Origin of the sequence: Agrococcus sp. KRD186, from assembly GCF_017168255.1 — a bacterium.
Lineage (GTDB): Bacteria > Actinomycetota > Actinomycetes > Actinomycetales > Microbacteriaceae > Agrococcus.
In genome coordinates, this window is the sequence record NZ_JABFAP010000001.1 from 1,076,851 (window position 1) to 1,103,241 (window position 26,391).

Annotated in this window: 23 protein-coding genes; 15 read left to right on the forward strand and 8 right to left on the reverse strand. The window is 70.6% G+C overall.

Annotation, left to right across the window (positions count from 1 at the left end; translation table 11 throughout):
* Nucleotides 1-84: 84 nt before the first annotated feature.
* The 3 genes from J1M46_RS05165 to J1M46_RS05175 form a co-directional block, all read right to left on the reverse strand.
* Nucleotides 85-1,623: an RNA polymerase sigma factor gene (locus J1M46_RS05165; protein ID WP_206446854.1), complete on the reverse strand. Its 1,539-nt coding sequence runs from the start codon at nucleotides 1,621-1,623 to the stop codon at nucleotides 85-87.
* A 166-nt stretch (nucleotides 1,624-1,789) separates the two neighbouring features.
* On the reverse strand, nucleotides 1,790-3,118 hold the full coding sequence (locus tag J1M46_RS05170) for an MFS transporter (protein WP_206446855.1): 1,329 nt from the start codon (nucleotides 3,116-3,118) through the stop codon (nucleotides 1,790-1,792).
* Nucleotides 3,115-4,035 (reverse strand): PAC2 family protein, encoded by a 921-nt coding sequence (locus tag J1M46_RS05175; RefSeq protein WP_206446856.1) that lies wholly within the window; start codon nucleotides 4,033-4,035, stop codon nucleotides 3,115-3,117. The genes J1M46_RS05170 and J1M46_RS05175 overlap by 4 nt, the downstream gene beginning before the upstream one ends.
* Nucleotides 4,036-4,080: 45 nt before the next feature.
* On the opposite strand from J1M46_RS05175, the gene J1M46_RS05180 reads away from it, so the two are divergent.
* The 3 genes from J1M46_RS05180 to sucB all read left to right on the forward strand — a co-directional run bounded on the left by J1M46_RS05180 (nucleotide 4,081) and on the right by sucB (nucleotide 8,996).
* Nucleotides 4,081-5,532 (forward strand): leucyl aminopeptidase, encoded by a 1,452-nt coding sequence (locus tag J1M46_RS05180; protein ID WP_206446857.1) that lies wholly within the window; start codon nucleotides 4,081-4,083, stop codon nucleotides 5,530-5,532.
* Nucleotides 5,533-5,635: 103 nt separating this feature from the next.
* Entirely contained in the window at nucleotides 5,636-7,009 is a 1,374-nt protein-coding gene (gene lpdA / locus J1M46_RS05185; protein WP_206446858.1) for a dihydrolipoyl dehydrogenase, read from the forward strand.
* Nucleotides 7,010-7,031: 22 nt separating this feature from the next.
* Nucleotides 7,032-8,996: a 2-oxoglutarate dehydrogenase, E2 component, dihydrolipoamide succinyltransferase gene (sucB, locus tag J1M46_RS05190; RefSeq protein WP_206446859.1), complete on the forward strand. Its 1,965-nt coding sequence runs from the start codon at nucleotides 7,032-7,034 to the stop codon at nucleotides 8,994-8,996.
* On the opposite strand, the gene J1M46_RS05195 is transcribed toward sucB, so the two are convergent.
* Nucleotides 8,993-10,360 (reverse strand): hypothetical protein, encoded by a 1,368-nt coding sequence (locus J1M46_RS05195; RefSeq protein WP_206446860.1) that lies wholly within the window; start codon nucleotides 10,358-10,360, stop codon nucleotides 8,993-8,995. The genes sucB and J1M46_RS05195 overlap by 4 nt on opposite strands.
* Nucleotides 10,361-10,453: 93 nt before the next feature.
* Here J1M46_RS05195 and J1M46_RS05200 point away from each other — a divergent pair, with 93 nt between their 5' ends.
* The 4 genes from J1M46_RS05200 to J1M46_RS05215 all read left to right on the forward strand — a co-directional run bounded on the left by J1M46_RS05200 (nucleotide 10,454) and on the right by J1M46_RS05215 (nucleotide 13,589).
* Nucleotides 10,454-11,143: a DUF4191 domain-containing protein gene (locus J1M46_RS05200; RefSeq protein WP_206446861.1), complete on the forward strand. Its 690-nt coding sequence runs from the start codon at nucleotides 10,454-10,456 to the stop codon at nucleotides 11,141-11,143.
* 109 nt (nucleotides 11,144-11,252) lie between these two features.
* The gene (gene glnA / locus J1M46_RS05205) at nucleotides 11,253-12,677 is read left to right on the forward strand and encodes a type I glutamate--ammonia ligase (RefSeq protein WP_206446862.1); all 1,425 of its coding nucleotides are present in this window, start codon (nucleotides 11,253-11,255) and stop codon (nucleotides 12,675-12,677) included.
* Nucleotides 12,678-13,046: 369 nt separating this feature from the next.
* Nucleotides 13,047-13,223 (forward strand): protein-tyrosine phosphatase family protein, encoded by a 177-nt coding sequence (locus tag J1M46_RS15275; protein WP_241249024.1) that lies wholly within the window; start codon nucleotides 13,047-13,049, stop codon nucleotides 13,221-13,223.
* A gap of 147 nt (nucleotides 13,224-13,370) precedes the next feature.
* Nucleotides 13,371-13,589, forward strand: a complete 219-nt coding sequence (locus tag J1M46_RS05215; protein ID WP_206446863.1) for a dodecin — start codon at nucleotides 13,371-13,373, stop codon at nucleotides 13,587-13,589.
* Nucleotides 13,590-13,713: 124 nt separating this feature from the next.
* Here the strand turns inward: J1M46_RS05215 and J1M46_RS05220 are convergent, their stop codons facing one another.
* The gene (locus J1M46_RS05220; protein ID WP_342384283.1) at nucleotides 13,714-14,409 is read right to left on the reverse strand and encodes a GntR family transcriptional regulator; all 696 of its coding nucleotides are present in this window, start codon (nucleotides 14,407-14,409) and stop codon (nucleotides 13,714-13,716) included.
* Nucleotides 14,410-14,511: 102 nt separating this feature from the next.
* On the opposite strand from J1M46_RS05220, the gene J1M46_RS05225 reads away from it, so the two are divergent.
* Both J1M46_RS05225 and J1M46_RS05230 read left to right on the forward strand, forming a co-directional pair.
* Nucleotides 14,512-15,168: a flavin reductase family protein gene (locus J1M46_RS05225; protein WP_206446864.1), complete on the forward strand. Its 657-nt coding sequence runs from the start codon at nucleotides 14,512-14,514 to the stop codon at nucleotides 15,166-15,168.
* 41 nt (nucleotides 15,169-15,209) lie between these two features.
* Nucleotides 15,210-16,529: an MFS transporter gene (locus J1M46_RS05230; RefSeq protein ID WP_206446865.1), complete on the forward strand. Its 1,320-nt coding sequence runs from the start codon at nucleotides 15,210-15,212 to the stop codon at nucleotides 16,527-16,529.
* Between the two features lie 148 nt (nucleotides 16,530-16,677).
* On the opposite strand, the gene J1M46_RS05235 is transcribed toward J1M46_RS05230, so the two are convergent.
* Both J1M46_RS05235 and J1M46_RS05240 read right to left on the reverse strand, forming a co-directional pair.
* Nucleotides 16,678-19,650 carry a bifunctional [glutamine synthetase] adenylyltransferase/[glutamine synthetase]-adenylyl-L-tyrosine phosphorylase gene (locus tag J1M46_RS05235; RefSeq protein ID WP_206446866.1) on the reverse strand — a complete coding sequence of 991 codons (2,973 nt, stop codon included), beginning with the start codon at nucleotides 19,648-19,650 and terminating at the stop codon, nucleotides 16,678-16,680.
* Between the two features lie 3 nt (nucleotides 19,651-19,653).
* Complete coding sequence (locus J1M46_RS05240; RefSeq protein WP_206446867.1) at nucleotides 19,654-20,985, reverse strand: glutamine synthetase family protein; 1,332 nt, start codon at nucleotides 20,983-20,985, stop codon at nucleotides 19,654-19,656.
* Between the two features lie 63 nt (nucleotides 20,986-21,048).
* Between J1M46_RS05240 and panB the strand changes: the two genes are divergently transcribed.
* Both panB and J1M46_RS05250 read left to right on the forward strand, forming a co-directional pair.
* Nucleotides 21,049-21,930: a 3-methyl-2-oxobutanoate hydroxymethyltransferase gene (gene panB, locus J1M46_RS05245; protein WP_206446868.1), complete on the forward strand. Its 882-nt coding sequence runs from the start codon at nucleotides 21,049-21,051 to the stop codon at nucleotides 21,928-21,930.
* Nucleotides 21,931-21,934: 4 nt separating this feature from the next.
* The gene (locus tag J1M46_RS05250) at nucleotides 21,935-22,456 is read left to right on the forward strand and encodes a DUF1697 domain-containing protein (protein WP_206446869.1); all 522 of its coding nucleotides are present in this window, start codon (nucleotides 21,935-21,937) and stop codon (nucleotides 22,454-22,456) included.
* Between the two features lie 8 nt (nucleotides 22,457-22,464).
* On the opposite strand, the gene J1M46_RS05255 is transcribed toward J1M46_RS05250, so the two are convergent.
* Entirely contained in the window at nucleotides 22,465-22,701 is a 237-nt protein-coding gene (locus J1M46_RS05255) for an SPOR domain-containing protein (protein WP_206446870.1), read from the reverse strand.
* Between the two features lie 100 nt (nucleotides 22,702-22,801).
* Here J1M46_RS05255 and map point away from each other — a divergent pair, with 100 nt between their 5' ends.
* The 4 genes from map to J1M46_RS05275 form a co-directional block, all read left to right on the forward strand.
* Nucleotides 22,802-23,671, forward strand: coding sequence for a type I methionyl aminopeptidase (gene map, locus J1M46_RS05260; protein ID WP_206446871.1), 870 nt, complete (start codon nucleotides 22,802-22,804; stop codon nucleotides 23,669-23,671).
* Between the two features lie 62 nt (nucleotides 23,672-23,733).
* Complete coding sequence (gene ppgK, locus J1M46_RS05265; protein WP_206448590.1) at nucleotides 23,734-24,471, forward strand: polyphosphate--glucose phosphotransferase; 738 nt, start codon at nucleotides 23,734-23,736, stop codon at nucleotides 24,469-24,471.
* 135 nt (nucleotides 24,472-24,606) lie between these two features.
* On the forward strand, nucleotides 24,607-25,392 hold the full coding sequence (locus J1M46_RS05270; protein ID WP_206446872.1) for a DeoR/GlpR family DNA-binding transcription regulator: 786 nt from the start codon (nucleotides 24,607-24,609) through the stop codon (nucleotides 25,390-25,392).
* Nucleotides 25,389-26,391, forward strand: a 1,003-nt coding sequence (locus tag J1M46_RS05275; RefSeq protein ID WP_206446873.1) for a 1-phosphofructokinase family hexose kinase, incomplete at its 3' end; no start/stop codon positions are given. The genes J1M46_RS05270 and J1M46_RS05275, both read left to right, overlap by 4 nt.

Below are 26,391 nucleotides of genomic sequence, written 5' to 3' on the forward strand. Positions count from 1 at the left end.
TCCTTCTTGGGGGTATTGACCCATCCTAGAACGAGCGAGGCCGCCCGAGTGTCCCCGGGCGGCCTCGTGACGATCCGTGACGGATCACTCCAGGTAGTCGCGCAGCTGCTGCGAGCGCGAGGGGTGGCGCAGCTTGGCCATCGTCTTCGACTCGATCTGGCGGATGCGCTCGCGCGTGACGCCGAACGTGTCGCCGATCTGGTCGAGGGTCTTCGGCATGCCGTCGCCGAGACCGAAACGCATGCGGATCACGCCCGCCTCGCGCTCGGAGAGCGAGTCGAGCAGCGACTCGAGCTGACGCTGCAGCATCGTGAAGCCCACCGCGTCGGCGGGCACGACCGCCTCGGTGTCCTCGATGAGGTCGCCGAACTCGCTGTCGCCGTCCTCACCGAGCGGGGTGTGCAGCGAGATGGGCTCGCGGCCGTACTTTTGCACCTCGATGACCTTCTCGGGGGTCATGTCGAGCTCGCGCGCGAGCTCCTCGGGGCTCGGCTCGCGTCCGAGATCCTGCAGCATCTGCCGCTGCACGCGGGCGAGCTTGTTGATGACCTCGACCATGTGCACGGGGATGCGGATGGTGCGGGCCTGGTCGGCCATGGCGCGCGTGATGGCCTGGCGGATCCACCAGGTGGCGTAGGTCGAGAACTTGAAGCCCTTGGTGTAGTCGAACTTCTCCACCGCACGGATGAGGCCCAGGTTGCCCTCCTGGATGAGATCCAGGAACTGCATGCCGCGACCGGTGTAGCGCTTCGCGAGCGACACCACCAGGCGCAGGTTGGCGCCCAGCAGGTGGCTCTTGGCGCGCTGCCCATCGCGGGCGATGCGGGTGAGGTCGCGCTTGAGCTGCCACTCGAGCTCGTCGCCCTCGACCGAGAGCTTCTCCTCGGCGAACAGGCCCGCCTCGATGCGCATGGCGAGGTCGACCTCCTGCTCGGCGTTCAGCAGCGCGACCTTGCCGATCTGCTTGAGGTAGTCCTTGACCGGGTCGGCCGTGGCACCGGTGATCTGCGTCGGAGCCGGCTCGTCGTCGTCCCCCGAGAGGCGCAGCGCACCCGTCGGGAGCTTCTCGACGTGGACCTTCTCCTCGTCCTCCTCGGGCTCTGCCTCGCCGGTGGGCTCGACGGTCTCGGGCTCCTCCGCCGCGGCGGCCTTGCGGCGCGTGGTCGGGCGCTTCGCAGCGGCCTTCTTCGCCGCCGGCGCCTTGGCGGCCTCGGCCGCAGCCTTCGCGGCCGCGCTGGTGCCCGCCGGCGCTGCCTTCGCAGCGGCGGTCTTCTTGGCGGCGGTCGTCTTCGCTGCCGGCGCCTTCGCGGCGGTCGTCTTCGCAGCGGTCGTCTTGGCGGCTGTCGTCTTGGTAGCGGTCGTCTTCGCAGCGGTCGTCTTGGTAGCTGTCGTCTTCGCGGCCGTCTTCGCGGCCGGTGCCTTGGCGGCGGTCGTCTTCGCGGGCGCCTTGGCGGCGGTCGTCTTGGCAGCGGCCGTCTTTGCCGGTGCCTTCGCGGCAGTGGTCTTCGCAGCAGCCGCAGTCGTCTTCTCAGCGGCAGGCTTCGTCGCAGCCGCCTGCTTCACCGGCGCCTTCTTGGCAGGTGCCTTCTCTTCTGGCGTCGTGGTGGTTGCCTTGGCTGGCATGCGTCCTCCGGTCGGTCTCGGGCGCCCCGACCCAGTGCGGTCGGACTGAGGGCAGTCGAATGACCCAAGTCAAGTCCCGCGGCTGGCACGAGATTCGACTGGGTCGGTCTTGACAGTATAGCGCCGCGTATGGCATAGGCATTCCCAGGCGGCGCAGTCCTCTGCCTCAGCGCCTCCGATCGCGCAGCCAGTGGGCGACGGCGGTCCAGATCGGGCCGACCTCGAGTCCCTCCTCGCGCATCTTCGACCGGGTGATGCGACGCATCCGCACCACCATGACGAAGCCGAGCACGAGCAGCACGAGCTGCGAGGAGAGCGCGATGCGGAAGCCCTCCCAGTCGTAGAGGCCGACCTGCTCGCCGTTCGAGACCCGGACGGAGTGGACGATGTCGAGCAGGATGCCGATGGCGGGCATGATCGCGAATGAGGCGAGGAACCCGCCGATGTTGACGATGCCGTTGGCAGAGCCGAGGATGCGCAGCGGGTTGAAGGTGCGCGCGAAGTCGAATCCCACCGTCGAGCCGGGGCCGGCGATGCCGAGCACGATCACCAGCGTCAGCACCAGCCACCCCGGAGGATGGCCCGGCCACAGCAGCACCACGCTCCACGTCGCCATCACCAGCGCCACGATGCACAGCACCAGCGTGGAGCGGCGGAGCGGGAACCTGGCGGTCGCGATGCCGACGACGGGGCCGACGATCATGCCGGTGATCACCACGACCGACATCAGGCCGGCGGCCGCGGTGGTCGTGTAGCCGAGCCCGTCGACGAGCATCGGGAAGCCCCACAGCAGCATGAACACGTTGGTGGATGCCAGCAGCGAGAAGTGCGTCCAGAACCCCAGGCGCGTGCCCGGCTGTCGGAAGGCGGCCTTCAGGCGCGGCCACCAGCCCTCCGGCACGTCGATCGAGCCGGTCGCCGGAGCACCCCCGGGCGGCGCGTCGAACACCAGCAGCAGCACGAGCACGAAGGCGCCGACGCCGAGGATGGCGAGGGTGCCGAACGAGAGCGTCCAGCCGGCCTGCTGCAGGAACCACGCGAACGGCACCGCGGAGGCCAGTTGACCGAACTGCCCGCCGACGGCGGTCCACTGCGACATCTGCGCCACGATCGGGCCGCGGAACCAGCCCGACTGCAGCCGGATCACCGAGATGAACGTCGCCGCATCGCCGATGCCGATCAGGATGCGGCCGGCCACCGCGAGCGGCAGCTCCTCGGCGAGGGCGACGAGCACCTGCCCGCCGGCCATGATGATCGCGCCCGAGGCGATGAGCACCCGCGGGCCGTATCGGTCGAGCAGCACGCCGACCGGCACCTGCATGGCGGCGTAGACGCCGATCTGCACGGCCCCGAGCGTCGCCAGCAGCGTCGCCTGCACCTCGAAGCGCGCGGCGGCATCGGGCCCGGCGACCCCGAGCGAGGAGCGGTGCAGGATGGCGATGATGTAGGCGAGAGCGCCAGCGCCCCAGACCAGCCAGGAGCGGGCGCTGTTCATCCGATCGGATCCGAGCCCGGCCGGCGCTGCTGCCGCAGGTAGCGCTCGAGCTCGTCGGCGATCTCATCCGCGCTGGGCAGCGTGCCATCCTCATCGGTGAGCGGCGAGCGCACGGACGACTGCGCCATGAAGGCGTCGTACCGGGCCTCGAGCGTGCGCACGATCCGCCGCAGCTCCTCGTTCGTCTCCATCTGCTGCGCGACGAGCTGCTGGAACTCGCGATCGGCCTGCCGCAGCTCCTCGGTGCGGAACGCCAGGGAGGTGGCGCTCGTGACGCCCTCGAGCGCGGCGAGCGCCGGCCCGGCCGAGCCGGACTCTCCGACGTAGTGCGGCACCAGCACCGTGAAGGTGGTGACGGGGGCGAGGTCGTGCAGCCGGTGCTCGATGCGGTGGATGACGGATGCCGGCACGGACGACACCGGCCGCCAGGCCGAGTACTGCTCGATCAGCTCGGAGCGGTTGCCGGAGACGGTCGAGACGAGCGGGCGCGTGTGCGGCACCGGCATGCCGATGGACGTGATGATCGTGGTGCTCGCCACGCCCAGCTGCTCGTGCAGCTCGAGCAGCGCATCCGTGAACCGCTCCCACATCCAGTCGGGCTCGGGTCCCGTGAGCAGCAGGAAGGGCTTGCCCGCGTCGTCCTCGACCTGCAGCAGCGTGAGGGTGTGCGGCAGGTACTCGTCGATGCGGTCCTCGTTGAAGAGGATGCGCGGGCGGCGGGATCGGTGATCGATCAGCAGGTCGGTGTCGAACTCGACGATGCCGCGGAACGGCAGCGTGTCCAGGATCGCCGCCGCGGCCGCCTCTGCGGCGGCACCCGCGTCCACGAAGCCGTGGATCGCGATCACAAGATCGAGGCCTCGCGGCACGGACTCGAGGTCCTCTAGGGCAAGCGTCAGCTCGTGGGGATCGAACACCCACCCAGCCTACTGAGCCGCCGGGCGCCGGTATCCTCGTGACCTATGCCCATCCCCGCACTCTCCATCATCGCCAGCCCCGACGACGCGACCGCAGAGCTGATCGTGCACGGCGTGCTCGCCGGCGAGACGCCCTCAGCCCCCGGCTTCGACGCCGAGCTGCTGACCGCGCTCGGCATCACCGGCAAGCGCGAGCAGGTCACCCGCGCCGTCGTCGACGGCAGGAAGATCGCGTTCGTCGGCCTCGGCGACACGGTCACCGCCGACCGGCTGCGGGAGGTGGCGGGCGCTGCGGTGCGCTCGCTTCGCGACGTGCCCTCGCTCGCTATCTCGCTGCCGGTGACGACCGGAACCGAGGTGCAGGCGGTGCTCGAGGGCGCTGCCCTCGGCGCCTACCGCTACGAGCACCGCCGGCGCGCCGAGGGCGACCGGGTCGTGTGCGAGATCGCGGTGGTGGCGGGAGACGCAGAGGTCTCCCCCTACATCGTGCAGAGCGCGGGCATCGCGGCGCAGGCGGTCTGGACCACGCGCGACCTGTCCAACACCCCGCCCAACCTGCTCAGCCCCGTCGACTTCGCCGACCGGGTCGTCGCCGAGACCGCCACGACCGGGCTCAGCGTGGTCGTGCGCGACGAGGAGCGGCTGCGCCGCGAGGGCTTCGGCGGCATCGTCGGCGTCGGGCAGGGCTCGAGCCGACCGCCGCGCCTGGTGACGGTCGAGCACACGCCCGAGAACGCCACCCGCCACGTCGTGCTGGTCGGCAAGGGCATCACGTTCGACTCGGGCGGCCTCTCGCTGAAGCCGGCCGCATCGATGCAGCACATGAAGTACGACATGACCGGTGCCGCGACCGTCTACGCCGTCACCGTCGCCGCCGCTGCGCTGCAGCTGCCCATCCGCATCACCGCGCACCTGTGCCTGGCCGAGAACCTGGTCTCCTCGACCTCGACGCGCCCCGACGACGTCATCACGATGCGGGGCGGCAAGACGGTCGAGGTGACGAACACGGATGCGGAGGGCCGTCTGGTGATGGCCGACGGGCTCGTGCTCGCCAGCGAGGCGCAGCCCGACGCGATCATCGACGTCGCCACGCTCACGGGTGCGCAGATGGTCGCGCTCGGCAACCGAGTCAGCGGCGTGATGGGCAACGACGAGGCCTTCGTCGAGGCCGTGCTGCGCGCGTCGCGCGAGGTCGGCGAGCAGCTGTGGCCGATGCCCATCCCGGAGGAGATGATCGGGATGCTCGACTCCGACGTCGCGGATCTCATGAATGCGAAGGTCGGCAACCGTGCGGGCGGCATGCTGCTGGCCGCCGCGTTCCTGAACGAGTTCGTCGGCGAGCGGGACGGCTCGCCCATCCCGTGGGCCCACATCGACATCGCCGGCCCCTCGACCAACACGGGCTCGCCGTTCGGGTTCACCCCCCCGGGCTCGACCGGTGTCGCGGTGCGCGGGCTGCTGCGCACGCTGTCGAAGATGTCCCGATCAGCGGAGTGACCGGTTTCCGCTCAGCCCATCCGACTAGGCTGGGACCGGCAGGAACTGCCGTGCACCGCCGCGCCCACCGGCGCGGGAACGAAGACTCATAAGGAGCAAGTGCGTGTCCGATCAGAGCTTTGACATCGTCGTCCTGGGTGGAGGCAGCGCGGGCTACGCCGTGGCGCTGCGCGCCGTGCAGCTCGGCAAGACCGTCGCCATCGTCGAGAAGGACAAGCTCGGCGGCACCTGCCTGCACCGCGGCTGCGTGCCGACGAAGGCCATGCTGCACTCGGCGGAGGTCGCCGACGTCGTCCGCGACTCCAGCCACTCCGGCATCGACGCCGAGCTCAAGGGCATCGACATCGCGGGCGTCTCGTCGTTCCGCGACAACATCGTCGCCAAGAAGTTCAAGGGCCTGCAGGGCCTGCTCAGTGCGAAGAAGATCCCTGTGATCGCCGGCGAGGGCAAGCTCACCTCTCCCACCACCGTGCAGGTCGGCGACCAGACGCTGACCGCGAAGAACATCGTGCTCGCCACCGGGTCCTTCTCGAAGAGCCTGCCGGGCCTCGAGATCACCGGCAACGTCATCACGAGCGAGCAGGCGCTGCAGCTCGACTGGCTGCCGAAGCGCGTTGCCGTGCTCGGCGGCGGTGTCATCGGCGTCGAGTTCGCGAGCGTCTGGCGCTCCTTCGGCGCAGAGGTCACCATCGTCGAGGGCCTGCCCCACCTCGTGCCGAACGAGGAGGAGTCGATCTCCAAGCAGCTTGAGCGCGCGTTCAAGAAGCGCGGCATCCAGTTGCAGCTCGGCGCCCGCTTCTCGGGCGTCACCCAGGACGACTCTGGCGTGCACGTCTCGCTCGAGACGGGCGAGACCATCGACGCCGACCTGCTGCTGGTGGCAGTCGGCCGCGGGCCGGTGACCGCCAACCTCGGCTACGAAGAGGTCGGCATCGAGATGGACCGCGGCTTCGTCACCGTCAACGACCGCCTCGAGACCAGCGTCAAGGGCGTCTACGCCGTCGGCGACATCACCCCCGGTCTGCAGCTCGCGCACCGCGGCTACCAGCACGGCATCTTCGTCGCCGAGGAGATCGGCGGCCTCAGCCCGCGCATGGTCGAGGACGTCAACATCCCGAAGATCACCTACTGCGACCCCGAGGTCGCCTCGGTCGGCTACAGCGAGGCCAAGGCCAAGGAGAAGTTCGGCGAGGACAAGATCGAGAGCTACGAGTACTCGCTGGGCGGCAACGCCAAGAGCGAGATCGTCGGCACCTCGGGCTCCGTCAAGGCCGTGCGGGTCAAGGACGGCCCCGTCGTGGGCGTCCACATGATCGGCGCGCGCATGGGCGAGCTCATCGGCGAGGCGCAGCTGATCGTCAACTGGGAGGCCTACCCGGAGGACGTGTCGCAGCTCGTCCACGCACACCCGACCCAGGCCGAGTCGCTCGGCGAGACCATGCTGAAGCTCGCCGGCACCCCCCTGCACGCCATCTGATCACCGCCACAGGAGACAACTCATGACTGACATCAAGCTCCCAGAGCTCGGCGAGAGCGTCACCGAGGGCACGATCACCCGCTGGCTGAAGGCCGTGGGCGACGAGATCGCGGTCGACGAGCCCATCGTCGAGATCTCCACCGACAAGGTCGACACCGAGGTGCCCTCGCCGATCGCCGGCACCATCACCGAGCTGCTCGTCGGCGAGGACGACACGGTCGAGGTCGGCGCCGTGATCGCCCGCGTGGGCGATGCCGGCGACGCACCGGCTGCCGACGACGCGCCCGCTCAGGAGGACGCTGCCGCCGAGGAGGCTCCCGCGACTGCCGAGCCGGCCGAGGACGAGTCGGCCTCCGAGACGGCGACCGAGGGCACCGACAGCGAGCCCGACCAGGAGGCCGACGAGGAGTCGGCCGCCGAGGCGCAGGACTCGCCGTCGAAGGAGCAGGACGAGGAGGCTGCGCCGCGGGCCGAGCAGGCTGCACCGCAGGCCGAGGTCGCACCCGCCGCCGGCGGCGGCGACGCGCAGGACATCAAGCTGCCAGAGCTCGGCGAGAGCGTCACCGAGGGCACCATCACGCGCTGGCTCAAGGCCGTGGGCGACGAGATCGCGGTCGACGAGCCCATCGTCGAGATCTCCACCGACAAGGTCGACACCGAGGTCCCCTCGCCGATCGCCGGCACGCTGTCGGAGATCCTCGCGCAGGAGGACGACACCGTCGAGGTCGGCGCCGTCATCGCCCGTGTCGGCGGTGCGCCCGCCGCCGAGGCTGCGCCAGCTGCAGAGAAGTTCGACACCGACGAGGCCCCTGCCGAGTCCGAGGGCTCCGCCGAGGCACAGGATGCCGCTCCGGCCGAGCAGCCGGCGCCCGCCGCGCCCTCGACCGAGCAGCCCGCGCCGGCGAAGGACCCGGAGCCGGCAGGAGCAGCTCCCAAGGCGGAGGAGCCCAAGGCCGAGGCACCCAAGGCAGCAGAGCCGAAGGCGGCAGCGCCCGCGGCCGAGGCTCCCAAGGCAGCCGAATCGACCGCTTCCGCTCCCCCGGCGGCGCCCGCAGCACCTGCTGCTCCGGCGGCCCCCGCCGCGGGCTCGGCGTCGGCCTACGTCACGCCGATCGTGCGCAAGCTCGCGAACGAGCGCGGCGTCGACCTCGGCAGCCTGACCGGCACGGGTGTCGGCGGACGCATCCGCAAGGAGGACGTGCTCTCGGCCGCCGAGGCCGCACCGGCCGCCGCTGGCGGCAGCGCTGCGCCGAGCGCCGCCCCGGCTGAGGTCGAGGTCTCGGAGCTCCGCGGCACCACCGCGCCGATGTCTCGCCTGCGCAAGGTCGTCGCCAAGCGCGCGGTCGAGTCGATGCAGACGCTCGCCCAGCTGACGACGGTCGTCGAGGTCGACGTGACGAAGGTCGCGCAGCTGCGCGAGGCGAGCAAGGCCTCGTTCCAGCAGGAGACGGGCAACAAGCTGACCTTCCTGCCGTTCTTCACGCAGGCTGCTGTGCAGGCGCTCAAGTCGCACCCGCTCATCAACGCCACGGACGACGGCGAGACGATCACCTACCCCGAGACCGAGAACCTCGCGATGGCGGTCGACACCGAGCGCGGTCTGCTGACGCCGGTCATCCGCGACGCCAGCGCGAAGAGCATCAAGGAGCTCACCGCCTCGATCGCCGACCTCGCGCAGCGCACGCGCAACAACCAGCTCAAGCCCGACGAGCTGGCCGGCGGCACGTTCACGCTGACCAACACCGGTTCGCGCGGCGCGCTCTTCGACACGCCCGTCGTCTTCCAGCCGCAGCGCGCCATCCTCGGCGTCGGCACGGTCGTGAAGCGCCCGGTCGTGGTGCAGGTCGACGGTCAGGACTCGATCGCCATCCGCTCGATGGTGTTCCTGGCCCTGTCCTACGACCACCGCATCATCGACGGCGCCGACGCGGCCCGGTACCTCGGCCAGGTCAAGGCCCGGCTCGAGTCGGGACAGTTCGAGGTCTAGTCCGACCAGGCGTCTCGCAGCGTCCAGCCGGCCTCGGTGCTCATCACGAGCACCGAGGCCGGTTCGCGTTCGGACACCACGCGCAGCAGCCACGCGTCGCCCAGCCGCTGCACGAGCTCCACCGTGCCGTCGTCTGGCATCCGCCATGGGTCCGCTGCTGTCAGCTGCGGGCTGCCGGGGTCGTGCAGCGCGACGAGGCAGGCCGCATCGCCCGCGTCGAGGCAGGCCTCACGCTCGGCCAGCAGCGCGGCGGCGCTCGCCACCGGGTCACCCTCCGCGGTCGGCGTCGCGGTACCGGCCGGCCCTGGATCCGCGGGTGCGGGGGCCGTCGGCGCCATCGTCGTGGGCGCAGCGCTCGTGGGCGCAGTGCTCGTGGGTGCGGCGTCAGTGGTCGCATCGCTCGCGGGTGCAGCAGCCGGCACAGCGTCGGTGCGTGCGCCACCGGCGTCCAACGCACCGGCATCAGCGGCGCCCGCCTGCGACAGCAGCACTGCCATGACGGTCAGGGCGGCAGCTCCACCGCCGGCGACCGCCCAGAACCTCGGCCGCACGACCGAGAGCGCGGCCAGCGCGCGCTGCGCCAGCGGTCCGCCGCGCTCGGCGAGCCGCTCCGCCAGCAGCGCGAGCCGCGCCCAGACGGCGTCGACGCCGACCGCCCGGTCGCGGCGACGCATCCGCACCCGTACGTCCGCCAGCGGCGGCGCCGCTGCATCGAGCTCGAGCGGCAGCGCCGGCCAGGCCGCCAGCAGCGCATCGCCCGCCGAGGCCAGCTGCCGCTGCTCGAGGGCTGCCTCGACCGAATCCGGCAGCGCCGCACCGGCCGCCTCGAGCACGGCAAGGGCGAGCTGCCGCCAGCCGGCGACATCGGCCGCCACGCCCTCGCTCGACTCGCGCCAGGCATCCGTCGCCCGCTCGGTCTCGATGCGTGCGCCCTCGGCCATCAGCAGCGGAGCGCCGTCGGGGTCGAGCCGGATGTCGCCCGCGCTGCACCCGCCGGCGCTCGCGCTGAGGGCATGCAGCGCGCCGAGGGCGGCGGCGATGGGCGCGAGCGCCGTCACCGCCTCGCCCGGTGACGGCGACTGCCGCTGCACCAGCCAGTCGGCCAGGTTCCGCTGCAGCAGCGGCCGCACCAGCACCGTGCCCGCATCGACCGCGACGTCGAGGATCGGCACCAGATGGGGGTGGTCGAGCGTCAGCAGCGCCTCCGCCTCGCGGGCGAGCGATGCCTCGCCACCCGCGAGGCTGCGATGCACCTCGACGCCCGCACCCGACGCATCCGCCGCCACCCAGACCTCGCGCTCGGCGTCCCTGCGCAGCGCCCGCACCAGCGGGTGGGCCGCGATCGTCACTGCATGCTCGTCCACGGACGCGACCATGCCAGCGCGAGCCGCAGTGCCGTCGGCGCGATCGGCAGGACTGTGGAGAGCGGAGCGCGATCGCCCCGGTATCCTGATGGCATGGCACGCGACACCGAGAAGGAGCCCGGCAGGCTCAAGACGATGTGGTCCATCTTCAAGATGACCCGAGAGCACGACAAGCTGGCGCTGCCGCTGATGCTGCTGGCCTTCTTCGGCCCCATCATCGTCGTCACGGTGCTGGCGATCGTCTTCCGCCAGGACGTGCTCTTCCTGATCCTGTGGATCGTCTCGGGCGTGCTCATCGGCCTGATGCTGATGATGATGACGCTCACGTGGCGCGCGGAGAAGATCGCGTTCGCGCAGATCGAGGGCCGCCCGGGCGCGGTCGGCTCCGTGCTCAAGAGCGGCCTGCGCGGCAACTGGACCACGAGCGAGATGCCGGTCGGGGTCAACCCCAAGACGCAGGACGCGGTCTACCGCGCGGTCGGCAAGCCCGGCGTCGTGCTGATCGCCGAGGGCCCCCAGCAGCGCGTCGCGCGCATCCTCAGCGAGGAGCAGCGCAAGGTGAAGCGCATCGTGCCGAACGTGCCGATCCACGTGATCGAGATCGGGCCCGACTCGCCCCTCGAGCTGCGCAAGCTCACCAAGACCATGCGGCGCCTCAAGCGGACGCTCGCCCGTGCCGAGGTGATGGCCGTCTCCAACCGCCTCACGTCGCTCGGCCAGTCGAGCCTGCCCATCCCGAAGGGCATCGATCCCCGCCGAGTGCGGCCGGGGCGCCCGCGCTGATGTAACACCGCCGAAACATCGGCGTCACCGACGAGCAACGGCTCCCGCGTAGCGTCGAGGTCACGGCAACCGCCCACCGCCCACCCGCACGCCCAAGTCAAGGAGCACCATGTTCAAGGATTCCTCCGAGGTCCTCGCCTACATCAAGGACGAGGGGGTGGCTTTCCTCGACATCCGCTTCACCGACCTGCCGGGTGTGCAGCAGCACTTCAACATCCCAGCGTCGACCGTCGACGAGGAGTTCTTCAGCGTCGGCCAGCTCTTCGACGGCTCGTCGATCCGCGGCTTCGCGAGCATCCACGAGTCGGACATGCAGCTCATCCCCGATGTCACGACCGCCTACATCGACCCCTTCCGCGACGCGAAGACGCTCGTGATGATCTTCGACATCTACAACCCGCGCACGGGCGAGATCTACCACCGCGACCCGCGCCAGGTGGCGCACAAGGCAGAGCAGTACCTGACCTCGACCGGCATCGCCGATACCGCCTTCTTCGCGCCCGAGGCCGAGTTCTACATCTTCGACGACATCCGCTACGAGGTGAAGCCGGAGGGCTCCTTCTACGCGATCGACTCCGAAGAGGCGGCCTGGAACTCCGGCCGCGTCGAGGAGGGAGGCAACCTGGGCAACAAGACCCCCTTCAAGGGCGGCTACTTCCCCGTCTCCCCCGTCGACAAGCAGGCCGACCTGCGCGACGACATCGTGCTCAAGCTCGAGGCGATCGGCCTGCAGGTCGAGCGCAGCCACCACGAGGTGGGCACCGCCGGCCAGGCCGAGATCAATTACCGCTTCAACACCATGGTGAAGTCGGCGGATGAGATCCTGGCGTTCAAGTACATCGTCAAGAACACGGCGGAGCAGTGGGGCCAGACGGCCACCTTCATGCCCAAGCCGCTGTTCGGCGACAACGGCTCGGGCATGCACACGCACCAGTCGCTGTGGCTCGACGGCAAGCCGCTGTTCTTCGACGAGAACGGCTACGGCAACCTCTCCGACACCGCTCGCTGGTACATCGGCGGACTGCTGAAGCACGCTCCCGCGGTGCTCGCGTTCACCAACCCGTCGATCAACTCCTACCGACGCCTGGTCAAGGGCTTCGAGGCGCCGGTGAACCTCGCCTACTCGGCCGGCAACCGCTCCGCCGCCGTGCGCATCCCGATCACCGGCTCGAACCCGAAGGCCAAGCGCATCGAGTTCCGTGTGCCGGACGCCGCGTCGAACCCGTACCTCGCCTTCGCCGCGCAGATGATGGCCGGCCTCGACGGCATCAAGAACCGGATCGAGCCGCTGGACCCGATCGACAAGGACCTCTACGAGCTGCCGCCCGAGGAGGCCAAGAACATCCCGCAGGTGCCCGGCACGCTCGAGGAGGCGCTGGTCGCGCTCGAGAACGACCACGAGTTCCTGCTCGAGGGCAACGTGTTCACGAAGGACCTCATCGACACCTGGATCGCCTACAAGCGCGAGCACGAGATCCTGCCGATGGCGCTTCGTCCGCACCCGTACGAGTTCGAGCTCTACTACGGCGTCTGACACGGCTGCGCACGCGGGGCCGGGTTCCTTCAGGGACCCGGCCCCGCGCTCGCGCAAAGGGCATGAGGGGCGGATGCGCGCCGTCGGCCGATCGGCGCCGCCTACAGTCGTGAGCGTCGATGCCTGGAGCGCCTCGGACGACGGCGTCCTCGCCCTGCCGTCGGGTCGGCTGGTCCGCGGCCGCGGCTTGGGCCATCCGGCACCCGATGGCATGGCGCCGGAGTTCGGGCTCTATCTTCTCCCGGAGCCCCCTCCGCCCGTGCCGTGGCATGCGCGGAGGGTGCGCTGGCGGATTCTCGGGCGCCCGCCGATCGCCGCGACGCCGCAGCCGCGCTCCGCGAAGCATGGCACCGCGCTGCCTCCGAGCGCGTGGAGGTCGCGTGCGTCGGCGGCCGCGGCAGGACCGGCACCGCGCTCGCGTGCATCGCGATCCTCGACGGCGTCCCCGCCGGGAGCGCCGTCGCGTTCGTGCGCGAGCACTACCACCCGCGCGCGGTGGAGACGCTCTGGCAGCGCCGCTACGTGCACCGCTTCGCCGGGTCGTAGATGCACTGCGCCGCAGCCTCGGCACGATGCGCGCTGCAAGCGGAGCGGCGACCGGCAGGTCGATCAGCGGGTGGCCCGTCGGCGCGACCGGTGCCATGGTGGACACGCGCGCAGCATCGCGAGTCTTCAACGTCGAAGGAGCAGTCCATGAGCAGCCATACCTACAGCGTCTCGGAGATCGTCGGCACGTCGCCGGACGGCATGGACGCCGCGATCCGCAACGGCATCGAGCGTGCCGGCCAGACCATCCGCAACATCGACTGGTTCGAGGTCGTCTCGGTGCGCGGCCACGCCGACGACGAACAGGTGCTGCACTTCCAAGTCACGATCAAGGTCGGCTTCAAGCTGGAAGAGCCGCAGGCGTAGAAGAGCCCTTCGGACGCGCGAGTGCTCGTTCTCCAAGGAGGTCTACCGCACTCGCCTGCAAGGCGCTGCGCTCAGTCGTCGTTGAGCTCGGTCCACGATGTGGGCGACAGTTCGGCCGCATCGACTATGAACGGCCGTCGGTGATCTTCGGCGGCCGAATCGTCGCGTATGCAAACTCCACGAGATAGCGGTTGAGCGCTCGGACCGCTGCCTCGGCGGCACGGACCTCGCCACCCAGAACTGCAGTGAGGATCGCTCGATGCAGCCGCGCGCCGGTACGGATCTCAGAAGCTTCATCGCTCACGTGAGCGAACCAGAATCGTCTCGACAGCCCCTGTACCGGAGCGATGGCGTCGGCCAGGTAGTCGTTGTGCGCGGCGCGCACGATCTGCATGTGCGTCTCTCGCACCGTGCCCGCGTACGCATCCATGTCCACGCCGTCCTGCGCCAGCATGCCCACCATGCCCTCCATCGAGGCGCGGTCGGCGGCGGTGGCGCGTTCGCAGGCGAGCTGCACGGCAAGCTGCTCCAAGGCGAGCCGCAGTTCGAGAAGCCGCAGCTGCTCCTCCACTGACGTCGCGGGGATGAGCACACCCCGGTTCGGATAGATGTGCACCATCCGGTGGCGGGCCAAGCGCTGGAGCGCCTCTCGCACCGGTGTGCGCCCGAGTCCGGTGAGTTCGGTCAGCTGCGCTTCGGAAACCAGCGACCCAGGCTCGAGACGCTGGAACACGATGAGTGCCTCAATCGCCTGGTATGCCTCTTCGGCCTTACCGCCGTTGCTCATCCGACTCCCCTCGTGCGGGCGCTCGTCTGCCACGAGCTCAAGCGTACGCGGTATCGACTCTTGCATCAGTGCCGATATGTTGGTTGTATATCGGTTGGATGGATGTTTCACCATCAACGAGCAACAGGAGCGACGATGAAGTACGATCCGAGCCGCGAGAAGAGCCCTCTGCCCTACTCACCGTTCAAGAGCTGCACAGTCCCGCGTCCGATCGGCTGGCTGTCGACCGTCAGCGTCGACGGCGTCGAGAACCTCGCGCCGTACAGCCAGTGGCAGAACCTCACCTTCGATCCTCCGATGGTGATGTTCTCGGCGAACCAGTACCCGGACGGGCGCCGCAAGGACACCGTGATCAACGCTGAAGAGACCGGGTGGTTCGTCTGGAACATGGCGACTTGGGATCTGCGCGAAGCCGTCAACATCAGCGCGATGGCGCTGCCGCCGAGCGAGAGCGAGTTCGAGCGGGCGGGCGTGTCCAAGGTCTCCGCCGAGCTCGCACCCGGTCCGATGGTCGCTGAGAGCCCCTGTCATTTCGAGGTCCGCTACCACTCGACTCACCGCCTGCCAGGCAGCTCCACCGTCGGTGCGATCGACATCGTCTTCGGTCAAGTCGAGCGCATCCACGTCGACGACACCTTCGTCACGCCCGAGGGCAAGCTCGACATCCCCCGAATCCGCCCGCTCGCGCGGCTCGGCTACTTCGATTACACGAGTGTGACCGAGACGTTCGAGATGCGCGTTCCCGGCGCTGACGGTGACGCCCAACTGGGGCTCGAAGGCTCCCCGGCCTGACCGCCCCGTACATCAGAAACACGACTAGGAACACGAGAACCATGACATCCAACACCGACAACGTCGTCGGCTCTGGCTCGACCATCGTCGACAGCAAGGGTCATCGCGCCCGCGATCTCATCGCGGTCAATGCCGGCAACACACTTGAGTGGTACGACTGGACGATCTACACGATCTTCGCGCCGTACTTCGCCGGTCAATTCTTTCCGACTGATGACCCCGTCGCTGCGTTGCTCGCGACACTCGCGGTCTTCGCGGTGGGCTTCGTCACGCGCCCCCTTGGCGGGTGGCTGTTCGGCAGATACGCCGATCGCCACGGACGCAAGACGGCGCTCACCCTTGCGATGGCGATCGTCGCGGTCGGGAGCCTCGTCATCGCCGTATCACCCACCTACGGCGCGGTAGGCGTCGCGGCATCCATCATCCTGCTCTTGGCCCGGCTCGTGCAGGGCCTCGCGCACGGAGGAGAGATGGGAACGGCTGTGACCTACCTCGTCGAGCGGGCGCCGGACGGACGGCGCGCGCTCTGGGGCAGCTCATCCTGGGTCAGTGTGATCCTCGGCACTATGCTGGCCACGCTGACCGGACTCGCCGTGACCAATCTGCTCAGCGAATCAGACATCGCCGGCTGGGGCTGGCGCGTCGCATTCGGCCTCGGCGGCCTCCTCGGTCTCTACGCGCTGTGGCTGCGCCGCAGGATCCAGGAGACGGCCGTCGTCGACGAGCCGTCCGAGCGCCGCAAGGAACCGCGTGCACCGCTGTGGCAGCGCCTCCGCCCGCACCTGTCGGGAGTCGCCATCGTCATGGGCCTGTCCGCCGGTGGATCCATCATGTTCTACACCTGGCTGATCTATGCGCCGACCTACGCTCAGGTTGCACGCGGGCAAGATGCCGGAAGCGCGCTGCTCGCGGCGCTCCTCGCGCAAGTCGTGTTCCTCATCGCGCTCCCGCTGCTGGGCATGCTCGGCGACCGCATCGGGCGCCGTCCGCTGATCATCGCGTTCGGAGTGGGCTTCATAGCCCTGTCGTTCGTGCTGAACGGCATGATCGATGGCTCCTTCTGGGGTCTGTTCCTCGCGATGACCATCGCTCTGGTGCTGATGGCGTGCCTCTTCGCCGTCAACGGCGCGGTCTGGGCCGAGGTGTTCCCCACGTCGGTTCGCGCTGCGGGTGTCGCGGCACCCTTGTCGCTCGCCACGGCCATCTTCGGTGGTACTGCGCCGTATCTGAACACATGGTTCGCGAGCAACGATCTCCAGCACGTCTTCATCTGGTACCTGATGGCTGTGACGGCGATCACGCTCGTGACGGGACTGCTCGCGCCCGAGACGCGCCGCTGGAAGCTCGACCGGACGAGCTGACAATCGGCAACGTGCCGAGGGGTCGCCATCGCCGAGGGGCGGTGGCGACCCCTCGACGTCGGGCTCGCGCGCTCAGCGGCCGTGCCATCCTCACTCAACAGCCATTCCGGGGCATCTGCAGCGGGCTTGCCACCGGATGTCCACCTCGTCAGTCGTCGTAGAAGCAGCGGTCGAAGACGCGGCGCGAGCGCCGGGTGGTGGCGAGGTACTGCTCCTCGAGCGCTGCCGCAGAGCCCGCGGGCAGGCCGACCAGCCGGGCGACCGCCTCGAGCTCGCCGCGATCCTCCGGCAGCAGGTCGATGGATCGGGCGCGCGCGAGCGCGAGCGCGTTGCGGATGCGGGTGGCGAGCAGCCATGCCTCGCGCAGCACGTCGGCATCGCGATCGGCGATGAGGTCGGCGCGGGCGGCAGCCGTCAGCGCCTCGAGCGTCGAGGGGGTGCGCAGGCTCGCCTCGTGGCCCGCGTGGCGCAGCTGCAGCAGCTGCACGAGCCACTCGACATCGCTGAGCGCTCCGTCGCCGAGCTTGAGGTGGCGGCGGCGGTCGGCCGCCTGCGGCAGCCGCTCGGCCTCGACGCGCGCCTTGATGCGCCGCACCTCCCGCACCGATGAGGCCGGGAACTCCGCCGGGTAGCGGCGCTCGTCGATGATCGCCATCAGCTCGTCGGCGAGGCCTGCGTCGCCGGCGAACGGCCGCGCGCGCAGCAGCGCCTGCGCCTCCCACGGCTCCGACCAGCGGTCGTAGTAGGCGCGGTAGCTGTCCACCGTGCGCACCAGCGGTCCCTGGCGTCCCTCGGGCCGCAGCCCCGCATCCAGCTCGAACGGCAGCGTCGGGTCGTTCAGCGTCTCCTGCACCTTGCGCACCACGGTGGTGGCGGCCGCCACCGGGTCATCGCCGCCGCGCGCGACGTGCATCACGTCGATGTCGCTGCCGAAGCCGATCTCCCGCCCTCCCGTGCGGCCCATGGTGATGATCGCGAGCTCGAGTCCCTCCGGGCGGTGCAGGGAGACGGCGGCGTCGACGAGCGCCGCGGCGATCGCGGTGAGCGCCGCGCCGACGCCCGTCTCGTCGATGCGCTGCAGGGCGCTGGCGATCGCCACGCGCAGGTGTTCGCGGCGGCGCAGGCCGCGCAGCGCGCGCTGCAGCGCCTCCGGGTCGTCCCTGTGGCGGGTCAGGACGGCCGAGGCCTCCTCCCTCAGCGCCTCCTCCGATCGCGGCCGCAGCTGCTCGTCGCTGTCGAGCCATGAGGCCGACTCGGGGATGCGCTCCATCAGCGCGCCGATCAGCCGCGAGGAGGAGAGCAGGTTGGTGAGCCTGCGCGCCGCCACCGGCGAGTCGCGCAGCATGCGCAGGAACCACGGGCTCTCGCCCAGCGCCTCGCTCAGCCGGCGGAACGCCAGCAGCCCCATGTCGGGCACGGCGCCCTCGGCGAACCAGCCCAGCAGCACCGGCAGCAGCAGCCGCTGGATCTGCGCGCGACGGGTGTGTCCCGCCGTGAGCTCGGCGATGTGGCCGAGCGCGCCCTTCGGGTCGACGTAGCCGGATGCCTGCAGGCGCCGCTGGGCGGCCTCGGGCGTCAGCTGCACGTCGTCGCGCTCGAGCGAGGCGACCGCGCCCAGCAGCGGGCGGTAGAAGATGCGCTCGTGCAGGCTGCGCACGGCCCGCCGCACGGCCTGCCACTGCGCCACCAGCTCAGTCGCGCTGTCGATGCGGGCGGTGCGGGCGAGCCTGCGCAGCTCGTCGTCCTCCGTCGGCATCAGGTGGGTGCGACGCATGCGCCAGAACTGGATGCGGTGCTCGATGACGCGCAGGAACCGGTAGTGGTCGCTGAACTCGTCACGGTCGGAGCGGCCCACGATGCCCCTGGCCGCGAGCGCGTCGAGCGCCTCGAGCGTGCCGCGCTGCCGCAGCGAGGGATCGTCGGCGCCGTGCACGAGCTGCAGCAGCTGCACGGTGAACTCGATGTCGCGCAGGCCGCCAGGGCCGAGCTTCAGCTGCCGGTCCACCTCGTCCGCCGGGATGTGCTCGGTGACCCGCTCGCGCATCCGCTGCACCGAGTCGACGAAGCCGTCGCGGCTGGACGACTCCCACACCAGCGAGCGCACGGCAGCGTCGTACGCGGCGCCGAGCTCCTCATCGCCGGCGATGGGCCGCGCCTTCAGCAGCGCCTGGAACTCCCACGACTTCGCCCAGCGCTCGTAGTAGGCGACGTGCGAGGCGAGCGTGCGGGTGAGAGCGCCGTCCTTGCCCTCCGGGCGCAGGTTGGCGTCGACCTCCCACAGCGGCGGCGTCGCCTGGAACTGCGTGCATGCCGCGGTGGTCTCGCGGGCGAGGAGCGTCGCGATCTGCGTCACCCTGCTGTCGTCGAGCTCGCCGGCGGCCGCATCGGCATCCACGCCGCGCGCATCCAGCCCGTGCCCATCCACGCCGTGCACCCAGATGACGTCGACGTCGCTGAGGTAGTTGAGCTCTCGGGCGCCGGTCTTGCCCATGCCGATCACCGCCAGCTGCACGCGATCGGCGACGGCGCCGAAGCGCTCGCGCGCGACCGAGCGCGCGATGGCGATGCCCGCCTCCAGCGCCGCGGAGGCGAGATCGGCGAGCGCCGCCGAGACGGTGTCGACGCGCTCCTTCGGGTCCTCGAGCGCGAGATCCCAGGCGACCAGCTCTGCCAGGTGCCTGCGGTAGCGGCCGCGCATCGCGGCGACCGCCTCGGCATGCGGCAGCGTCGCCGCGAGCGGCCCCTGGCCCTGCTGCTGCGCGCCCACCGCCTCCAGCAGGCTCGCGCGGTACGCGGCCGCGCCCTCCGACTCCTCCGGGCGCATGACGACGTCCAGATCCTCCGGATGCCGTTCCAGGTGCTCGGCGATGCCCTGCGACCCCCCGAGCACGCGCAGCAGTGACGCCCGTGCCACGTCGTCGCCCAGCGCATCCGTCAGATCGACCTCGGCGCGCACGAGCCGCACGAGCATCTGCAGCGCGGTGTCAGGGTCGGCCGTGCGCGCGCACTCGTCGGCCATGCCCCGCAGCGCCTCGGGCAGCTCGTGGAGGCACGCCTCGGCCGCGCCGGGCTCGCGGTACCCCAGGCGCGCCAGGCGCGTCCGCGGCGAGGGGATGCGCATGCGTCAGAGCGAGAGCAGGTTCGACTCGAGCTCGACCCTGGTGACCTGATTGCGGTAGTTGCGCCAGTCCTCGCGCTTGTTGCGCAGGAAGAACGAGAAGACCTTCTCACCGAGGGTCTCGGCGACGAGCTCGGATTCCTCCATCGCCTGCAGCGCCGCGTCGAGACTGGTCGGCAGCGGCGTGTAGCCGAGCGCCCTGCGCTCCTTGTCGGAGAGCTGCCAGATGTCCTCGACCGCCTCGTCGGGCAGCTCGTAGCCCTCCTCGATGCCCTTGAGGCCGGCGGCCATCAGCACCGAGAACGCCAGGTAGGGGTTCGCCGCCGAGTCGAGCCCCCGGTACTCGACGCGGGCCGACTGCGCCTTGTTCGGCTTCGACAGCGGCACGCGCACGAGCGCCGAGCGGTTGTTGTGGCCCCAGCTGACGAAGCTGGGGGCCTCGTCGCCGGCCCACAGCCGCTTGTACGAGTTGACGAACTGGTTGGTGACGGCGGTGAACTCGGGCGCGTGGTGCAGCAGCCCGGCCACGAACTGGCGCCCCATCTTCGAGAGCTGGTACTTGCCGCTCGGGTCGTGGAAGGCGTTGCGCTCGCCCTCGAACAGCGACATGTGGGTGTGCATGCCGCTTCCGGGCTGCCCCTCGAAGGGCTTCGGCATGAAGGTGGCGAACACGCCCTCAGAGATGGCGACCTCCTTCACGATCGTGCGGAAGGTCATGATGTTGTCGGCGGTCGAGAGCGCGTCGGCGTAGCGCAGGTCGATCTCGTTCTGGCCGGGACCGGCCTCGTGGTGGCTGAACTCGACCGAGATGCCGATGTCCTCGAGCATGCGCACGGAGGCGCGTCGGAAGTCGTGCGCGGTGCCGCCGGGCACGTTGTCGAAGTAGCCGGCGCGGTCGACCGGCTCAGGATTGCGCACATCAGCCGACTTCAGCAGGTAGAACTCGCACTCGGGATGCGTGTAGAAGCTGAAGCCCCGGTCGGCCGCCTTCGCCAGCGTGCGCTTGAGCACGTTGCGGGGGTCAGCCGCCGCCGGCTCGCCGTCGGGCGTGTAGATGTCGCAGAACATGCGCGCGGTCGGGTCGGTCTCGCCGCGCCACGGCAGCACCTGGAACGTCGAGGGGTCGGCCTTGGCGATCACATCAGCCTCGGACGAGCGCGAGAGGCCCTCGATCGACGAGCCGTCGATGCCCATGCCCTCGCTGAACGCGCCCTCGACCTCTGCGGGCGCGATCGCGACGGACTTCAGCGAGCCCAGCACGTCCGTGAACCAGAGTCGCACGAACTTGACGCCGCGCTCCTCGATCGTGCGAAGCACGAAGTCCTGCTGCTTGTCCATCCCGGCCCCTCTCTCGCCTTCCCACAGGCTAGTGGTCGCGCCGCGCGGTCTAGGCTCGGGCGCATGGCATTCAACGAGAGCGGCCCCGTCACGCCCGGCGAGCCCCAGGAGGCCGCCGCGCCCTACGGCGGCGGGAGCGCCCCTCAGAAGCGCGTGCGCATCCGGCACTTCCAGAAGGCGAAGCAGGACGGCCTCAAGATCGTCGGGCTGACGAGCTACGACTTCCTCTCCGCGCAGGTGTTCGACAGCGCGGGCATCGACTTCCTGCTGGTCGGCGACTCCGCCGGCAACACCGTGTTCGGCTACGACACGACGCTGCCGGTGACGGTCGACGAGCTCGTCCCGCTCACCCGTGCGGTCGCGCGGGCCGCGAAGCGCGCGCTCGTGGTCGCCGACATGCCCTTCGGCTCCTACGAGGTCAACGCCCGCGAGGCGCTGCACACCGCGATCCGCTTCATGAAGGAGACCGGCGCCCACGCCGTCAAGCTCGAGGGCGGCGAGCGCTCGGCCGAGCAGATCCGCCGCGTCGTGGAGGCCGGCATCCCCGTCATGGGCCACGTCGGCTACACGCCGCAGTCCGAGCACGGCCTGGGCGGCCACGTCATCCAGGGCCGCGGTGAGGCGGGTGCCGAGCAGCTGCTGCGCGATGCGCGCGCGGTCGAGGAGGCCGGCGCGTTCGCGGTGGTGCTCGAGATGGTGCCCTCCGAGTCGGCGAAGCTCGTCACCGAGGCGCTCTCGATCCCGACGCTCTCGGTCGGCGCCGGGCCGCACTGCGACGGCCAGCTGCTGGTGTGGAGCGACTGGGCGGGCATGACCAGCGGCCGCATCCCGAAGTTCGTCAAGCAGTACGCGCAGCTCGCGAAGACGCTCGAGGAGGCCGCCATCGCGTTCCGCGAGGACGTCGCCAGCGGCGCCTACCCGGCGGCCGAGCACGAGTACGAGTAGCCCGATGCGCATCGCGCTGCTGCTGCGGGGCGTCAACGTCGGTGGCGTCACCGTGCGTTCGGCCGATCTGCGCGCGCTGCTCGCCGATGCGGGCATGGGCGAGGTGGTCACCGTGCTGGCCAGCGGGAACGCCGTGGTGACGGCGACGGATGCGTCGTCCGCGGCCGAGGCCGCCGAGGCCGCCCTGGCAGCGCGGTACGGCAGGCGCATCCGGGTGCTGGGAATCGCGATCGACGCGCTCGCCGCGGTCGTGGACGGCTACCCGCACGCCGAGGACGACGAGCACACGCCGTACGTGGTGTTCGAGCTCGAGCCGCGACTGGCCGCCGAGCTGGCGCAGCTCGAGCCGGGCGACGGCGAGTCGATCGCGGCAGGCAAGCGCGGTGGCCACGGTGTCGTGCACTGGTCGAACCCGAAGGGCACGACGCTCACCAGCGCGTTCGCGAAGGCGCTCGAGCGCACCGCGAAGGACCGCGTCACGACCCGCAACCTGCGCACGCTGCGGAAGGTGCTCGCCGCGGCGTGACGCCGGGCTCAGCGCTGGGCCGGATCGCCCTCCGGGGCCTCGGCACCGCCATCGGCGCCCTCTCCCCACGAGTCCTCGGCGGCATCCTCCGCCGCCCAGGCGCGGGAGCGCTCCTTGATGATCTCGGGCGCGCGGGCGGCCTCCTCGCGCGTCGTGAAGGGCCCGGCCCGGTCGTACCCGGGAGAGACCATGCCCTCCTCGACGACACCGGTCTCGAGGTTGTACCAGTACTCGGCAGCGTTCATGAGGCCACAGTGTAGGCCGAGCGGATGCACAGCGGCCGAGCGGGTGCGAGGCGGCTCCAGCGACGGCCGGGCCGCAGCCGACGCTCCTAGGATGGAGGACATGCCCAAGGACGCCTCAGGTCACCTCATCCCGGGCCGCATCGGCCCGCTGCGCCGGGTCGACCCATCCATCACCAGGCCCGAGTACGTCGGCAAGGCCGGCCCCGCCAAGCACACCGGCGGCGACGTCTACGACGACGAGACGGTCGAGCGCATCCGCGCCGCAGGCACCATCGCGGCCGACGCGATCGCCGCCGTCGGCGCCGCCGTGCGGCCCGGCATCACCACCGACGAGCTCGACGCCATCGGGCACGACTACGTCACAAGCCACGGCGCGTACCCCTCGACGCTCGGCTACCGCGACTTCCCCAAGTCGGTCTGCTCGAGCATCAACGAGGTCATCTGCCACGGCATCCCCGACGACACCGTGCTCGGCGAGGGCGACATCGTCAACATCGACATCACCGCCTACAAGGACGGCGTGCACGGCGACTCGAACCGCACCTTCATCGCCGGGACGGCGAGCGACGAGGTGACGCAGCTGGTCGAGCGCACCGAGGAGTCGCTGCGGCGCGCGATCAAGGCGGCGCTGCCGGGCCGCCGGGTCAACGTCATCGGCCGCACGATCGAGATGTACGCCAAGCGCTTCGGCTACGGCGTCGTGCGCGACTTCACCGGGCACGGCGTGGGCACGTCGTTCCACTCGGGTCTCATCATCCCCCACTACGACACCGACCGATTCGACACCGAGATCGTGCCGGGCATGGTGTTCACGATCGAGCCGATGCTCACGCTCGGCACGCACGAGTGGGACATGTGGGCGGATGACTGGACGGTCGTGACGAAGGACCGCTCGATCACGGCGCAGTTCGAGCACACGATCGTCGTGCGCGAGACGGGCGCCGAGATCCTCACGCTGCCCTCCGCCTGAGGGTCGGGCTGCCCCGGCACACATTCCGTGGCAGGATCGACGCCGTGGCGAAATCGAAGCAGATGGCAGTCGGCGTGGACATCGGCGGCACCGGCGTGAAGGCGGCGCTCGTCGACGTCAAGAGCGGTGAGCTGCTGAGCGACCGCGAGAAGATCGCGACGCCCGAGGGCGGCGAGCCCGACGCGATCCGCGACGTGGTGGTCGAGCTCATCGAGCGCTTCGACATCGACGATGACACCCCGATAGGCGTGACCTTCCCTGCGATCGTGCGGCACGGCCGCACGATGAGCGCCGCGAACGTCTCGAAGGCGTGGATCGGCCTCGAGGCCGAGCAGCTCTTCGAGGATGCGCTGGGCCGCGACATCCACTTCGTCAACGACGCGGATGCGGCGGGCTTCGCCGAGGACCACTACGGTGCGGCGAAGGATGCCTCGGGCCTCGTCATCCTGACGACGCTCGGCACCGGCATCGGCGGGGCGCTCATCTACAACGGCGTGCTCATCCCGAACGTCGAGCTCGGCCACCTCGAGCTCGACGGCCACGACGCCGAGTCGCGGGCCGCCAACAGCGCCCGCGAGCGGGAGGAACTCAGCTGGGAGGCGTGGGCTGCACGGCTGCAGCGCTACTACAGCCACCTCGAGTTCATCTTCTCTCCCGATCTGTTCGTGGTCGGCGGCGGCGTCTCGAAGTCGTCGGAGCAGTTCCTGCCCCTGCTCGACCTCAAGACGCCCATCGTGCCGGCGATGCTGCGGAACAACGCGGGCATCATCGGCGCCGCTGCGCTCGCGCGCGGCGTCTGACGCGAGTCCGGCAGGCGCATGACGCCCGGTCGCCCGGGCGCCCGGGCGCATCGTCGCGCCGCTTAGTCTGCGTTTTTCTTTGTTTCGTTGCGTTTTTCTGTGCTCGCCTGCTAGCGTGCTCGCAAGGAGGCACCCATGCTCGCAACCCAGCGCCGCGACGAGATCGCCGCACGCATCCAGGCGGATGGCCGCGTGCTCGTCGCTGACATCGCCCACGAGCTCGGCATCACGGCCGAGACCGTGCGCCGCGACCTCGACGCGCTCGAGCAGGCCGGCATCGCCCGGCGCGTGCACGGCGGGGCTGTCGCCGCAGGCCGTTCGAGCCTGGTCGAGACAGCGGTCGCCGAGCGCACCGACGCCAACGCCGCAGGCAAGCGCCGCATCGCGCGGCTCGCGTGCGAGCGGCTGCTCGCCTCGGGCGCGACCAGCCTGCTGCTCGACGCCGGCACGACCACCGCCGCGCTCGCCGCTGAGCTCGTCGCGACCTGGCCGCACACCGAGGGGCCGAGGCTCGTGGTGGCGACGCACTCCCCCGCGATCGCCCAGCAGCTCGCGGCGCACCCCTCCATCGAGGTGCACGCGCTCGGCGGCAGGGTCCGCGCGGTCACGGGTGCTGCGGTCGGTGCGCAGACCGTGCTCGCGATCGACGCGCTGCGCCCCGACATCGTCGTGCTCGGTGCCAACGGGCTCGACGGCAGCGGCGCCACCACGCCCGACCCCGACGAGGCGGCGGTGAAGCAGGCGATCGTCGCATCGGGCCGCCGCGTCGCTGTGCTCGCCGACGCGTCGAAGCTCGGCGCCGCGTCGCTGTGCCGCTTCGCCACGCTCGACCAGCTCGACGTGCTGCTCACCGACGCCGAACCTGACGGCGAGCTCGCCGCGGCGCTCGAGGCAGCCGGTTGTGAGGTGCTGGTCGCATGATCCTCACGCTCACCCTCAACCCCTCAATCGACCGCACGGTCGAGCTCGACGGGGCCCTCGGTCGCGGCGAAGTGCAACGTGCGACCGCCGCCGCAGCAGAGGTCGCCGCCGGCAAGGGCGTCAACGTCGCCCGCGTGCTCGCCGCCGCCGGCGTCGCCGCGCGCGCGATCGTGATGGCCCGCCCCGACGACCGGTTCGCCGCACTGCTCGCCGCGGACGGCGTCGACGCGGTGTGCGTGCCGGTCGGCGCGCGGGTGCGGACGAACCTCGCGCTCACTGAGCCGGACGGCACGACCACCAAGGTCAACGAGCCGGGCGCGGCGATCGACGATGCGGCCGCCGCCGCCATGCTCGGTGCAGTGCGAGCGAACGCCGGCGCGGCTGAGTGGCTCGTCATCGCCGGCTCGCTGCCGACCGGTGCGAACGCCGAACTGGTGGTCGACGCCATCCGCGCCGCTCGCGAAGCACGCCCGGGCATCCGCGTCGCCGTCGACAGCTCGGGCGCACCGCTCGCCGCAGCCGTGCGCGCCGGCGGCGTCGACCTCGTCAAGCCCAACGATGAAGAGCTCGAGGAACTGCTTGGCCTGGTGCGCGGCACGATCGACGGCAGCACCGCCGCGGCCGCAGCGCGTGCGCTCGTCGACCGCGGCGTCGGCACCGTGCTGCTCACCCTCGGCGGCGACGGCGCGATCCTCGCCGACGCCGAGCACACGCTGCACGCCGCACCGCCGCCCACCGTCGTGCGCTCGACGGTGGGCGCGGGCGATGCCAGTCTCGCGGGCTGGCTGATCGCCGAGGCCCGCGGCGATGACGCCGCAGGCCGCCTGCAGCAGTCCGTCGCCTACGGCTCGGCAGCCGCCGCGATGCCCGGCACCGCCTTCCCCGCACCCGCCGATGCCGACGCATCCCGCGTCATCGTCGCATCCGTCACCAGCACCCCCGGCTCGTCCGGCACCTCCGTCACCCCGACCACGTCCTCCGCGGCCCCCGGCCCCGAGA

Coding starts and splice junctions, on each gene's coding strand:
- J1M46_RS05200 (WP_206446861.1), top strand. CDS start 10,454: ATGGCACGCGACACCGAGAAGGAGCCCGGCAGGCTCAAGACGATGTGG.
- ppgK (WP_206448590.1), top strand. CDS start 23,734: ATGGCAGTCGGCGTGGACATCGGCGGCACCGGCGTGAAGGCGGCGCTC.
- map (WP_206446871.1), top strand. CDS start 22,802: ATGCCCAAGGACGCCTCAGGTCACCTCATCCCGGGCCGCATCGGCCCG.
- J1M46_RS05180 (WP_206446857.1), top strand. CDS start 4,081: ATGCCCATCCCCGCACTCTCCATCATCGCCAGCCCCGACGACGCGACC.
- J1M46_RS05250 (WP_206446869.1), top strand. CDS start 21,935: ATGCGCATCGCGCTGCTGCTGCGGGGCGTCAACGTCGGTGGCGTCACC.
- J1M46_RS05215 (WP_206446863.1), top strand. CDS start 13,371: ATGAGCAGCCATACCTACAGCGTCTCGGAGATCGTCGGCACGTCGCCG.
- J1M46_RS05235 (WP_206446866.1), bottom strand. CDS start 19,650: ATGCGCATCCCCTCGCCGCGGACGCGCCTGGCGCGCCTGGGGTACCGC.
- glnA (WP_206446862.1), top strand. CDS start 11,253: ATGTTCAAGGATTCCTCCGAGGTCCTCGCCTACATCAAGGACGAGGGG.
- J1M46_RS05225 (WP_206446864.1), top strand. CDS start 14,512: ATGAAGTACGATCCGAGCCGCGAGAAGAGCCCTCTGCCCTACTCACCG.
- J1M46_RS05170 (WP_206446855.1), bottom strand. CDS start 3,118: ATGAACAGCGCCCGCTCCTGGCTGGTCTGGGGCGCTGGCGCTCTCGCC.
- J1M46_RS05270 (WP_206446872.1), top strand. CDS start 24,607: ATGCTCGCAACCCAGCGCCGCGACGAGATCGCCGCACGCATCCAGGCG.
- J1M46_RS05240 (WP_206446867.1), bottom strand. CDS start 20,985: ATGGACAAGCAGCAGGACTTCGTGCTTCGCACGATCGAGGAGCGCGGC.
- panB (WP_206446868.1), top strand. CDS start 21,049: ATGGCATTCAACGAGAGCGGCCCCGTCACGCCCGGCGAGCCCCAGGAG.
- J1M46_RS05230 (WP_206446865.1), top strand. CDS start 15,210: ATGACATCCAACACCGACAACGTCGTCGGCTCTGGCTCGACCATCGTC.
- J1M46_RS05165 (WP_206446854.1), bottom strand. CDS start 1,623: ATGCCAGCCAAGGCAACCACCACGACGCCAGAAGAGAAGGCACCTGCC.
- J1M46_RS05255 (WP_206446870.1), bottom strand. CDS start 22,701: ATGAACGCTGCCGAGTACTGGTACAACCTCGAGACCGGTGTCGTCGAG.
- sucB (WP_206446859.1), top strand. CDS start 7,032: ATGACTGACATCAAGCTCCCAGAGCTCGGCGAGAGCGTCACCGAGGGC.